Source organism: Albimonas marina (genome assembly GCF_029223255.1).
Classification (GTDB): Bacteria; Pseudomonadota; Alphaproteobacteria; order Rhodobacterales; family Rhodobacteraceae; genus Albimonas.
The window spans coordinates 177,884-190,177 of the sequence record NZ_JARHUC010000004.1 but is presented as its reverse complement, the minus strand read 5'-3'; the positions used below and the strand labels follow the sequence as shown (position 1 = coordinate 190,177).

Below are 12,294 nucleotides of genomic sequence, written 5' to 3'. Positions count from 1 at the left end.
GCGGGGCCTCGCCAGCAAAGGACCGGGCCATGACCGACGTCGCGCGCCGCATCCCGCCCCGCGAGGACTGCGTCTTCCGCCACCTTCTGGACCTGCACGCCGAGCGCACGCCCGACGCGCCCTTCGCCGTCTTCGGCGGCGACGAGCCCGACTGGACCTGGGCCGACCTGCGCCGCAAGACGCTGGAGACGGCGAACGCCCTGCACGCGCTGGGGGTCCGGCAGGGCGACCACGTGCTGTCCTGGCTCGAGAACGGCCCCGCGCCCGTGCGCCTGTGGCTGGCGGTCAACCACCTGGGCGCGGTCTTCGTGCCGATGAACACCGCCTACAAGGGCGGGCTGCTGGAGCATGTGCTGCACCTCGCCGACGCGTCGGTGATGGTCTGCCACGCCGCGATGCTGCCGCGGCTGGCGGACGTGGACACGGGGCCGCTGCGCACGATCATCGCGCTCGACGGCCCGGCCGAGGCGCCGGCGCCGGGGCTGACGGTGCTGCCGGAGGCGGCGCTCTCGTCCGGCTCGGGGACCGAGGCGCCGGCGCTCGAGCGGCCGATCGAGCCCTGGGACGTGCAGACGATCCTGTTCACCTCGGGCACCACGGGGCCGTCGAAGGCGGTGCTGGCCTCCTACGTGCAGATCAACACCGGGGCGCGGGTGTCCTTCCCCACCACGGGCGCGGGCGACCGGGGGCTGGTGCACACGCCCCTTTTCCACATCACCGGCATGGCCAAGATCGCCTGGGCGCTGGCGACCGGCGGCTCGATCGCCGTGCTGGACCGCTTCCGCACCGACACGTTCTGGAGCGACGTGCGCCGCACCGGGGCGACCTTCGCGGTGATGATGGGCACCATCGCGACCTTCCTCGCCAAGCTCCCCCGCAGCGAGGACGAGATCCGCACCCCCCTGCGGCTGGCGCTGCTGGCGCCCTCGAACGCGGAGTCCGAGGCGCTGTGCCGGCGCGTGGGGCTCGACTTCTACTCCGTCTTCAACATGTCGGAGACGGCCTCCCCGATCATCACCCAGATCAACCCCGAGGTTCCCGGAACCTGCGGGCGCGCGCGCCCCGGGATGGAGGCGCGGATCGTGGATGCGAACGACGAGGAGCTGCCCGTCGGCGCGGTGGGCGAGCTGATCCTGCGCTCGGACGATCCGTGGGTGTTCTGCTCGGGCTACCACAAGAACCCGGAGGCGACCGCGGGCGCCTGGCGCAACGGCTGGTTCCACACCGGCGACGCCCTGCGGCGGGACGCGGAGGGGAATTTCTTCTACGTCGACCGGATCAAGGACGCGATCCGCAGGCGGGGGGAGAACATCTCCTCCTTCGAGGTGGAGATCGAGATCCAGGCCCACCCGTCCGTCGCCGAATGCGCCGCCGTGGCGGTGACCTCGGAGCATGGCGAGGACGACGTGCTGGTGGCGGTGGTCTCCGCCGCGGGGGCGAGCGTGGACCCGGCCGAGCTGCTCGCCTTCGCGCGGGAGCGGATGCCCCACTACATGGTCCCGCGGTTCTTCCGGGTGATGGAGGCGCTGCCCAAGACCCCCACGCTGAAGATCCAGAAGGCCGAGCTGCGCCGGCAGGGCCTGACCCCCGACGTCTGGGACCGCGAGGCCGCCGGCCTCTCGGTCAAGCGCGAGGCGGTGCGCTGAGGGCGCCCGGTTCGGGGGCCGCCAGGAAGGCGGGCGGGGTCAGAGCGGATCGAGCCCCGCCTCGGCCATCAGCGCCGCCGCCTCGCCTTCGACCAGCCGCTCCGAGCCCTCGCCCTTGATCGGCACCTTGCCGACCTCGAGCAGGAGGGGCGCCGCCAGAGGCGTGACGCCCTCGGCGCGGACGTGTCGGATGCGGCCGGCGGCGCGGGTCAGCATCTCCTCGATCCGGTCGAAGTCGACCAGGCCGCGCATCGCCTCCTCGCGGGTGATGCGCATCATCAGGTGATCGGGATCGTAGCGGCGCAGGGTGTCGTAGAGGATGTCGGAGGAGAAGGTCGCCTGCCGGCCCGACTTGCGCCCGCCGGGCTGGTTGCGCTCGATCAGCCCGGCGATGATGGCGGCGTTGCGGAACGTGCGCTTCATCACGGCGTTGTCGCCGAGCCAGGTTTCCAGCCCGTCGCGCAGGCCCTGGGGTTCGAAGAGGGGGGCGGGGTCCGTCACCTCCTCCAGCCCCCAGACCAGCAGGGCGTAGTCCGAGGAGACGAAGCCCAGGGGCGCGAGGCCCGCGGCCTCCATCCGCCGGGTCAGCAGCAGGCCCAGGGTCTGGTGGGCGTTGCGGCCGGCGAAGCCGTAGGCGCAGAGGTGATGGCGGCCCTCGCCGAAGCGGTCGCGTCGCCCGAAGGTCTCGACCAGCAGGCCCTCGCGCGGGGGGATCTCGGAGCGGTCGGCCTGCAGGCGCAGCCAGCTTTCGACGGCGGGGGGGAGGGTGGACCAGCGCTCGGGGCTTTGCAGCAGGTCCATCACCCGGTTCGACAGCAGCGTGGAGGTGGAGAACTTGGAGCCGCCGAACACCGCGATCTTGGGCTTGCGGCCGGGGGCGCGGGAGACCTCGAGCGTCAGTTCGCGGATCGACTCGAAGCGCACCACCTCGCCGCCGATCAGGAAGGTGTCCCCGGGGGAGAGGTTGGCGGCGAAGTCCTCCTCGACCTCGCCCAGCTTCGGCCCGCCGCCGCGCTTGCCCTTGAGGCGCACGCCGAGGGTTTCCGTGCCGACGATGGTCCCGAGGTTCATGCGGATCGGCCGGGTCAGGCGGGGATCGCGCAGGCGGAAGGCGCCGTCCGGCCCCTCGACCAGCCGCTTCCAGCGGTCGTAGGCGGCGAGCGCGTAGCCGCCGGTGGCGCAGAATTCGAGGCAGGCGTCGAAGTCGGCCCGCGTCAGGTCGGCGTAGGGGCCGGCAAGGCGCACCTCGGCGAACAGCGCATCCGGCTGGAACGGCCCGGCGCAGGCCGTCGCCAGGATGTGCTGGCAGAGGACGTCCAGGGAGGGGCGGCGTTCGGCCTCTCCGTCCAGGTCGTGTTCGCGCACGGCCTCGAGGGCGGCCTGGCACTCCAGCACCTCGAAGCGGTTCGCGGGCACGATCAGGGCGCGGGAGGGGGCGTTGTAGCGGTGGTTTGCGCGTCCGATCCGCTGCACCAGCCGCTTGACGTTCTTGGGCGCGCCCACCTGCACCACCAGGTCCACGTCGCCCCAGTCGATCCCGAGGTCCAGCGTCCCGGTGCAGACCACGGCGCGCAGGGCGCCCTCGGCCATCGCCGCCTCGACCCGCACGCGGGTCTCGCGGTCCAGCGAGCCATGGTGGATGGCGATGGGCAGGACGTCGTCGTTGACGGACCAGAGGGCCTGGAAGAACAGCTCCGCCTGGGCGCGGGTGTTGTGGAAGATCAGCGTGGTGCGGTGGCGGCGGATCAGGTCCATGACCTCGGCCGCGGCGTAACGGCCGCCCTGGCCGTACCAGGGCGGCGGAGTCTGCGAGGCCAGCATGGCGATGTCGGGCTCGGGCCCCGGATCGGCCGCCAGCACCCGGCAGCCGGCGGGCGAGAGCCAGCGGCCCAGCTTCGCGGGATCCTCGACCGTGGCCGAGAGGCCCGCGACGGTCAGGCCGGGCGAGAGGCTGCGCAGGCGGGCGAGCCCCAGCATCAGCTGGTCGCCGCGCTTGGATTCGGCCAGCGCATGCGCCTCGTCCACGATCACGCGGCTGAGGCCGGCGAAGATGCGCGGCGCGTCCTCGTAGGACAGCAGCAGCGCCAGGCTCTCGGGCGTGGTCAGCAGGATCTGGGGCGGGTCGGCGCGCTGGCGGCGGCGGGCGGACTGCTTGGTGTCGCCGGTGCGGTCCTCGACCCGCACGGTCAGGCCCATCTCCTCGATCGGCCGCTGGAGGTTGCGGCGGATGTCGGCGGCGAGCGCCTTGAGGGGCGAGACGTAGAGGGTGTGCAGCCCCGGCCGCGGCTGCCCCTCCAGCGCGACCAAGGAGGGCAGGAACCCCGCCAGCGTCTTGCCGCCGCCCGTCGGCGCCACCAGCAGGTCGGCCCCGCCCAGGCGGGCGTTCTCCAGCAGCGCCAGCTGGTGGGGATGCGGCGCCCAGCCCTGCCGCGCGAACCAGTCGGCGAAGCGGGGCGGCAGCAGGCTGGGATCGGGCGAGGGGGCGGCGTCCATGGCCCGCAGGCTACGCCCCGCGGGGAGGGAACGAAAGGGGATCGCGGCGACCGCTCCGCCCCTTTCCGCATCGGTCTGCAGGCGCCCTGCGGGCGGGCTTGGCTGCGTCGCGCCGAAGGCGCGGCGGCGCCCGACCTCGACGCGTCGCGCCGTTGGAGGTCGCCCAGCCCTCGCCGCCTGCGCCTTGACGCTCGCCGAAAGCACGAACGCCGGCCCTGCTGGACCGGCGTTCGCCATCCCGCTCCCGGGCCACGCGCGCCCTCGCCCGCCCCGCGCCGCGAGCCCCTCAGGACCCACGGGCGCGCGGCCCGACGCGGCGCCTCCGCGGCCGGCCGCTCAGCCCTTCAGCTTGCGGTCGCGCGTCGCCAGCAGCCGCAGGCGCAGGGCGTTGAGCTTGATGAAGCCGGCGGCGTCCTTCTGGTCGTAGGCGCCGGCGTCCTCCTCGAAGGTCACGTGCGCCTCCGAGTAGAGCGAGCGGTCCGACCAGCGCCCGACCACCGAGGCCGAGCCCTTGTAGAGCTTCAGGCGCACCGTGCCCTCGACATGCTCCTGGCTCAGGTCGATGGCGGCCTGCAGCATCTGCCGCTCGGGCGAGAACCAGAAGCCGTTGTAGATCAGCTCCGCATAGCGGGGCATCAGCTCGTCCTTCAGGTGCGCCGCCCCGCGGTCGAGGGTGATCTGCTCGATGCCGCGATGCGCCTGCAGCAGGATCGTGCCGCCCGGCGTCTCGTAGATGCCGCGGGACTTCATGCCCACGAAGCGGCCCTCGACCAGGTCGAGCCGGCCGATGCCGTGCTTGCGGCCGTACTCGTTCAGCGCGGTCAGGATCGTGGCCGGGCTCATCGCCTCGCCGTTGATCGACACGGCGTCGCCCTTCTCGAAGCCGACCTCGATGAACTCGGGCTCGTTCGGGGCGTCCTCGGGGTTGACCGTGCGCTGGTAGACGTAGTCGGGCGCGTCGACCGCCGGATCCTCCAGCACCTTGCCCTCGGACGAGGTGTGCAGCAGGTTCGCGTCGACCGAGAACGGCGCCTCGTTGCGCTTGTCGGTGGGCACCGGCACCTGGTGCTTCTCGGCCCAGGCGATCAGCGCGGTGCGCGAGGTCAGGTCCCACAGCCGCCAGGGCGCGATCACCTTGATGTCGGGGTTCAGCGCGTAGGCCGAGAGCTCGAACCGCACCTGGTCGTTGCCCTTGCCGGTGGCGCCGTGGGCGATCGCGTCGGCGCCGGTCTCGGCCGCGATCTCGACCAGGCGCTTGGAGATCAGGGGACGCGCGATCGAGGTGCCCAGCAGGTACAGCCCCTCGTAGACCGCGTTGGCCCGGAACATCGGGAACACGAAGTCCCGCACGAACTCTTCCCGAACGTCCTCGATGAAGATGTTCTCGGGCTTGATGCCCAGCAGCTCGGCCTTCTTGCGCGCCGGCTCCAGCTCCTCGCCCTGGCCGAGGTCGGCGGTGAAGGTGACGACCTCGCAGCCGTACTCCACCTGCAGCCACTTGAGGATGATCGAGGTGTCGAGTCCGCCCGAATAGGCGAGGACGACTTTCTTGGGCGCGGACATTGCGGGTCTCCGGGTTGCGGCCTTGGCGCCGCGGCCAGGCCGTATGCCTGACCGCGGGCGCGCCCGCGTTACCTCCGCCGCGTCGCGGGCGCAAGAGCGGGCGCCCCGGCGGCGGGTTTTCGGCGGCCCGCGACCGGGCGGAGGATCCGCCGCCCCGACCGGCGCGGCGCCCGCCCGGGGCGAAGGATGGCCTCGCGCCGACGGGGGCGCCCCCCCTTGCAGGCCGCGCGACGATCCCCACCTACGCCCCACTGCGCATGGACCCGCGTAGAAGGGAAATCTCAATCATGCTGGACACCTGGGCCCCGCTTCTGGGCGGGCTCGTCCTTCTCATGGCCGGGGGCGAACTCCTGGTCCGCGGCGCCGTGCAGGCCGCCGAACGGATCGGGATCCCGCCGCTGGTGATCGGCCTGACGCTGGTCGGCTTCGGCACCTCGATGCCCGAGCTGGTGACCTCCGTGCAGGCCGGCCTGAACGGCTCTCCGGGGATCGCCTACGGCAACGTCGTGGGCTCCAACATCGCCAACATCCTGCTGATCGCCGGGATCTCGGCGCTGATCTGCCCGGTGATCGTCGCCCGTTCGGCGTTGCGCCGGGACGCCGTGGCGATGCTTGCCGTCGCCGCCGGCTTCGCGGTCCTGGCCGCGACCCTGCCGATGGGGCGGGCGGTGGGCGCGGGACTGGTGGTCCTGCTCGTCGCCTACATCTGGTTCGTGATCCGGCAGGAGCGCGCCTCGGCCGACGGCGGGGCGATCCACGACAAGAGCGCGGCCCTCGTGGGGGCCGACCCCGGTCTCGCGCCCGACCCGTCCGCAAGGCGGCTGGTCCTGCCGCTGGTCATCGCGCTGGCCGGCCTGGCGCTGGTGGTGGCGGGCGGCGCGTTGCTGGTGAACGGCGCGGTGGCGCTCGCCCGCGGCTTCGGCGTCTCCGAGACGGTGATCGGTCTGACCATCGTCGCGGTCGGCACCTCGGCGCCCGAGCTGGTGACCTCGGTGATCGCGGCGCTGAAGCGGCAGGGGGACGTCGCCTTCGGCAACGTGGTGGGCTCCAACATCTACAACATCCTCGGGATCGGCGGCGTCACCGCGCTGATCGCCCCCTCCCACGTGCCGGCGGAGATCGTGCGCTTCGACGCCCCGGCGATGGTGGCGGTGTCGCTGCTGCTGGTGGTCTTCGCCGCCACCGGCCTGCGGATCGGGCGGCGCGAAGGGGCGGTCCTGGTCGCGGGCTACGCCGGCTACGTCTGGGCGCTGTGGCCCTGACCGCCGCCGCCTGCCGCTGGCGTTTCGCGGCGAAAGGGTCCAGAAATCCCCCCGGACGCACAAGAACGAAGGAGCGAGACGTGACCCAGGCGATGGGCGTGACCCGTCCCGTGATGACCGCGCAGGAGGCGCTGGCCGACGTGCAGGACGGGGCCACCGTGCTGATCGGCGGCTTCGGCGGCTCCGGCAACCCGGTCGAGCTGATCCACACCCTGATCGACCAGGGCGCGCGCGAGCTGACCGTGGTGAACAACAACGCCGGCAACGGCGAGGTCGGCCTCGCCGCCCTGATCCGCGAGGGTCGGGTGCGCAAGGTGATCTGCTCGTTCCCCCGCGCGGCCTCCTCCCACCATTTCAACGACGCCTACCTGTCGGGCAAGATCGAGCTCGAGACCGTGCCCCAGGGCACGCTGGCCGAGCGGATCCGCGCCGGCGGCGCGGGCATCCCCGCCTTCTACACCCGCACCTCCGTCGGCACGCCGCTGGCCGAGGGCAAGCCGGTCGCGACCTTCGACGGGCGCGAGTACGTGCAGGAGCGCGCCATCGTCGGCGACGTGGCGCTGGTGAAGGCGTCGCGCGCGGACCGCTGCGGCAACCTCCAGTTCCACCTCGCCATGCGCAACTTCGGCCCGATCATGTGCATGGCCGCCCGCTGCGCCGTTGTGCAGGCCGCCGAGATCCTCGAGCCCGGGGAGATGGACCCCGAGCAGGTGGTCACCCCCGGCATCTTCGTGAACCGCCTCGTCCACGTCCCCGACGCCGTGCAGGAGCAGGTGCTGTTCGAACAGGGAGCGCGCTACCCATGACCGACGCCGCAACCAAGGCGAAGCCCGCCGGCCTGAGCCGCAAGCAGATGGCCTGGCGCGCCGCGCAGGACATCCCCGACGGGTCCTTCGTGAACCTCGGGATCGGGATGCCGGAGCTCGCCGCGCAATACGTGCCCGACGGGCGCCGGGTGACCTATCACTCCGAGAACGGCATCCTGGGCTTCGGCGAGGGGCCTGCGCCCGAGGACGTCGACTGGGACCTGATCAACGCCGGCAAGAAGCCGGTGACGCTCAATCCCGGCGCCTCGATCTTCCACCACGCCGACAGCTTCGCGATGATCCGCGGCGGGCATATCGACCTGGCCCTGCTGGGCGCCTTCCAGATCGCCCCCAACGGCGACCTCGCGAATTGGCGCGCCGGCAACGACGGCATCCCGGCCGTGGGCGGGGCGATGGACCTGGTCTCGGGCGCCAAGGAGGTGTGGTGCATCACCGAGCACACCACCAAGACCGGCGAACCGAAGCTGGTCGACGCCTGCTCCTACCCGCTGACCGGCATCCAGGTGGTGACGCGCATCTACACCAACCTCGGGGTGGTGCACGTGGTCGACCGCCGCTTCGTCCTGAAGGCCGTGGCCCCGGGCGTGAGCCCCGAGGAGGTGGCCGAGAAGACCGGCGCGCCCCTCGACATCTCCGGCGAGATCGAGGTCATCGCCCCGCCCGCCGCCTGACGCGCGGAACCGGCGCTCCGGGCCCGCCCCGGGGCGCCGCAGGGCGCATGTCGATGCGCCTGCGTCCCCTGCCCGGCGCAGCGCATTGAAATGCGCCCTACGCGGGCCGCTGCATGCTCCCGTCCCAGCGGCGGCGCAGCTCCAGCGACAGCAGCAGCGCCGCGCCCGACATCGCCGCGGCGATCCACCAGGCGCCGCCGCCGAACTGCGGGTAGACCAGCGCCGCGACCGCCGAGGCGCCGGCCATCAGCACGCCGGAGCCCAGCACCTGCATCACCGCCTGCGCCGCGCCGGCCAGCCGCTCGGGCGCGGCGGCCTGGATGAAGGCGATCGAACCCAGGTGCGCCGCCGCGAAGGTCAGCGCGTGGGAGCCCTGCAGGACCCACAGCAGCGGCCCCGTCGGGTCGAAGGTCATCGCCGCCCAGCGCAGCACCCCCACGCCGCCCGCCAGCGCGATGGCGCCCGGCGCGCCCAGCCGGCGGATCAGGGCGGGGCCGAAGAAGATCATCAGCCCCACCTCGACCAGCACCCCGAAGGCCCACAGCAGGCCGATGGTCTCCTCGGCCACCCCCAGCGTCCGCCAGTGGACCGAGGCGTAGACGTACTGCACCCCGTGGCTCGCCTGCGCGAAGCCCGACGCCAGGGCGAAGATCACGAAGAGGGGCGAGGCGACCAGCCGGCGCATCTCGCGCAACGAGGGCGGGGTCGCGCCCTGCACCTTGCCGCCCCCGGGGTGCGTGCCGCCCAGCCAGGCCGCCGCCCCCAGGTAGGCCACGATCGCCCACAGCGCCGCGTCGGCCCCCATCAGCGCCAGCGCGCCGCCCATGACGATGTTCATCACCAGGAAGCTGGCCGAGCCCACCGCGCGGGCATGGGCGTATTCGAAGCGGAAGCTGCGCGCCGCCGCCGCCCCCAGCGCGTCGCCGATGGGCATCATCGCCGAGAACACGCCCGCGGTCAGCATGGTCAGCGCCAGCAGCACCCAGGGCGCGCCGGCCACGAGGTGCATCAGGAACAGCACGGCCCCCGCCGCGCCGACCAGCGCCAGCGTCAGCCGCCGCGCCTCCATCCGGTCGGCGAGCACCGGCAGCGCCAGCCCCGCCAGCAGCCGCATCACGATGCCGGCCGAGGTGTAGGCGCCGATCTCGGCCTCGGTCAGCCCCCAGTCCTTCAGCCACAGCGGCCAGAACGGCAGGTAGACGCCCATCGCGCCGAAGAAGGCGACGTAGTAGCCGCCGGTGCGCAGGAACGGGCCGGAGAGGAACACCGGGCTCATCGCGCCCGCTCCGCCGCGGCGCGGGGCTCGGGACCGGCCGACGGAAGAGGCGTCGCGCGCCGGGCGGAGGCCGCGAAAGCGACCGCCCCGCGCGCGCGCGCCGCCCGACGCCCGTGGGCGCCCGCGCCGCCCGTGGCGCGTGCCGCACGGCCTTGCGCGCCGCCGGCGGCGCGCCGGAGGCAGGGCGTCGAGGTCTTCCGCTGGATCACGCCTCGTCCTTTCGTGGCGTCGAGGGGGGCGCGGCGGGGGCGGGGAAATGCGTCCGCCACAGCCGCTCGGCCTCGGCCATATCAGCCGGCGTGTTGATGTTGAAGAAGGGATCGGGCCCGCCGCGCGCCTTGATGCGCGCCTGCGCCAGCCCGTGGCGATCCGCCCAGGCGCCGACCTTGCGCAGCCCCCCGCCCAGCGCCGCGCGCAGGTCCTCGCGCAGGGCCGTGGGCCAGAGGCCGACGGCGGGCTGCGGGGCCCAGCCGCCGGGCCGCCCCGGATCGGGGGCGGCCGCGAGCGCCCCGGGCGCGCCCTCGGCCCGGGCGGCCTCGGCCAGCCGCGCGATCAGGTCCATAGGCAGGAAGGGCGTGTCCCAGGGGACGGTCGCGACCTGCGCCTCCCCCAGCTCCGCCGCCCAGTCGAGCGCGGCGAGGATCCCCGCCAGCGGCCCCGGCCGCCGCCCGCCGGGATCGACGAAGGCGTCGGGCAGGACCGGCAGGCCCCATTCCGCGAAGCGGGCGGGGTCGCCGTTGGCGCTCAGCGCCAGCGCCCCCGCCTGCGGGGCCAGCCGCGCCAGCGCATGCGCCAGCAGCGGCCGGCCGCCCAGCGTCGCCAGCCCCTTGTCCCCGCCGCCCATGCGCCGGGCCTCGCCGCCGGCGAGGATCGCCGCGGGCGGGCGCCTCATGGGCGGCCCGCGCAGTCGCGCCGGCCCGGTCGAAATGGCGGTCGGGACGATGAGGGATGGCGATGTCGCGGCTCACGATCCGTGAATTGCACGGGCCCGGCCCCCACGGTAAGGAACGCTGACGAAGCCCCCCGCAACGAAGACGGCCCGCTTCGGGGCCGGGAGACCATGCGCAGGATGAGCGACCCGGCGCCGCGCCGCAACCCGTCCGACCCGCCGCGCGCGGCCGCAGGCCCGGCGGCCTCCGCCGTCGAAGACCCGGCCTTCGCCGGCCCCACCTGGCGCGTGGCGGTCGAGGGGGCGGTCGCCTCCCTGCCCTTCATCGTCACCGCGGTGCCCTTCGGCATGCTGTTCGGCACCGTGGCCGCGGCCGCCGGCCTCGACCCGGTGAAGGCGATGGTGCTGACCGTCTCGGTCATCGCCGGCGCCTCCCAGTTCGCGTTCATCGAGCTGATGTCCGACCAGGCCCCGACGGTGGTCGCGGTGCTGGCGGCGCTGGCGGTGAACCTGCGCATGGCGATGTACTCGGCCTCCCTCGCGCCGCACCTGGGCCCGGCGAAGGGCTGGGTGCGCGCGATCGCGAGCTTCTTCGTGGTCGACCAGGTCTACGGCCTGTCGATGCGCCGCTGGTCGGTGATCCCGCACGAGCCGCTGCCCCGCAAGCTCGCCTTCTACTTCGGCGCGGCCCTGCCGATGAGCAGCGCCTGGGTGGGCAGCTCGGCGCTGGGCCTGGCGGTGGGCGGGGCGATCCCCGAGGGCCTGCCGGTCGACTTCATCCCGCCGGCGATGTTCCTCGCGATCGTGGCGCCGATGATCCGCGGCACGGCCAACATCTGCGCCATGGCGACGGCGGTGGGCGCCTCGCTGGCGCTGGCCTGGATGCCGTGGAACCTGGGCCTGATCGTCGCCGCCGCCATCGGCATGGGCGTGGGCGCGGCGGTGGAGCTGCGCCTCGCCCGCCGCGCCGCCGCGCGCGGGGGCGCCCGTCCGGCGGAGCCCGCCGGCGCCGTCCCGGCCGCGGAGGGTTCGCGATGATCACCGCCTCCGACGCCACGCTCTGGGCCGCGATCGCGGCGCTGGGCGTGTGCACCTATCTGATCCGCTGGTCCTTCATCGGCCTCGCCGGGGGGCGGGAGTTCCCCGAGTGGGCGATGCGCCTGCTGCGCTACGTGCCGGTGACGGTGATCCCCGCGATGGTGGCCCCGATGGTCGCCTGGCCCCGCGCGCTGGAGGGCGAGACGGACCCGTTCCGGATCCTCGCCGCCCTGACGGTGGTGGCGGTGGGCATGGCCACCGGCCGCCTGATGCTGTCGATCGTCGCCGGCGTCGGCCTGCTCCTCCTCCTCCAGGCCCTGTTCTAGCTCCACGCCCCGTTCCAGGCGCCCCGGCGCGACGCCCAAGGCCCGCGCGGAGCGCCTGTTCTTCGGAGCCGTCCGTCGCTGATGCCGTTAAGAGCGAGTCGGCTGGAGGGGTCAGGGATCGCGAAGCGACCCCGCGCTCTGCGCGGGGCTTGTCCTTGACCCCTCCCGCCGACTCGCTCAGGCATCTTCAGCGACGGACGGCTCCGAAGGACAGGCGCGGCCCCTGTTCTTTGGTGAGCTCCCGAAGCGGCCTTCCGGGCGCGCAAGCGCCCCCGCGCAGCGGCCAGCCGACGAGCCCCGCCT

Annotated in this window: 10 protein-coding genes; 6 read left to right on the top strand and 4 right to left on the bottom strand. The window is 73.7% G+C overall.

The window, feature by feature from the left end:
• Nucleotides 1-29 precede the first annotated feature (29 nt).
• A complete protein-coding gene (locus P2H44_RS12415; protein WP_275763871.1) occupies nt 30-1,646 on the top strand; it encodes an AMP-binding protein in 1,617 nt (538 codons plus the stop codon).
• A gap of 39 nt (nt 1,647-1,685) precedes the next feature.
• Here the strand turns inward: P2H44_RS12415 and P2H44_RS12410 are convergent, their stop codons facing one another.
• Nucleotides 1,686-4,139 (bottom strand): ligase-associated DNA damage response DEXH box helicase, encoded by a 2,454-nt coding sequence (locus P2H44_RS12410; RefSeq protein WP_275763870.1) that lies wholly within the window; start codon nt 4,137-4,139, stop codon nt 1,686-1,688.
• Between the two features lie 336 nt (nt 4,140-4,475).
• Nucleotides 4,476-5,702: an argininosuccinate synthase gene (locus P2H44_RS12405; RefSeq protein WP_275763869.1), complete on the bottom strand. Its 1,227-nt coding sequence runs from the start codon at nt 5,700-5,702 to the stop codon at nt 4,476-4,478.
• Nucleotides 5,703-5,989: 287 nt separating this feature from the next.
• On the opposite strand from P2H44_RS12405, the gene P2H44_RS12400 reads away from it, so the two are divergent.
• From P2H44_RS12400 to P2H44_RS12390, 3 genes are all read left to right on the top strand, one after another.
• Nucleotides 5,990-6,964 (top strand): calcium/sodium antiporter, encoded by a 975-nt coding sequence (locus P2H44_RS12400; RefSeq protein WP_275763868.1) that lies wholly within the window; start codon nt 5,990-5,992, stop codon nt 6,962-6,964.
• Nucleotides 6,965-7,062: 98 nt separating this feature from the next.
• Complete coding sequence (locus tag P2H44_RS12395) at nt 7,063-7,770, top strand: 3-oxoacid CoA-transferase subunit A (RefSeq protein ID WP_462976292.1); 708 nt, start codon at nt 7,063-7,065, stop codon at nt 7,768-7,770.
• A complete protein-coding gene (locus P2H44_RS12390; RefSeq protein ID WP_275763867.1) occupies nt 7,767-8,462 on the top strand; it encodes a 3-oxoacid CoA-transferase subunit B in 696 nt (231 codons plus the stop codon). Before P2H44_RS12395 ends, P2H44_RS12390 begins: the two co-directional genes overlap by 4 nt.
• A gap of 97 nt (nt 8,463-8,559) precedes the next feature.
• Here P2H44_RS12390 and P2H44_RS12385 read toward each other — a convergent pair whose 3' ends face one another.
• Complete coding sequence (locus tag P2H44_RS12385) at nt 8,560-9,738, bottom strand: MFS transporter (protein WP_275763866.1); 1,179 nt, start codon at nt 9,736-9,738, stop codon at nt 8,560-8,562.
• Nucleotides 9,739-9,943: 205 nt separating this feature from the next.
• The gene (gene mobA / locus P2H44_RS12380) at nt 9,944-10,630 is read right to left on the bottom strand and encodes a molybdenum cofactor guanylyltransferase MobA (protein ID WP_275763865.1); all 687 of its coding nucleotides are present in this window, start codon (nt 10,628-10,630) and stop codon (nt 9,944-9,946) included.
• 177 nt (nt 10,631-10,807) lie between these two features.
• Between mobA and P2H44_RS12375 the strand changes: the two genes are divergently transcribed.
• Nucleotides 10,808-11,665, top strand: a complete 858-nt coding sequence (locus tag P2H44_RS12375) for an AzlC family ABC transporter permease (RefSeq protein ID WP_275763864.1) — start codon at nt 10,808-10,810, stop codon at nt 11,663-11,665.
• Nucleotides 11,662-11,991 (top strand): AzlD domain-containing protein, encoded by a 330-nt coding sequence (locus P2H44_RS12370; protein WP_275763863.1) that lies wholly within the window; start codon nt 11,662-11,664, stop codon nt 11,989-11,991. Before P2H44_RS12375 ends, P2H44_RS12370 begins: the two co-directional genes overlap by 4 nt.
• Nucleotides 11,992-12,294: the final 303 nt, after the last annotated feature.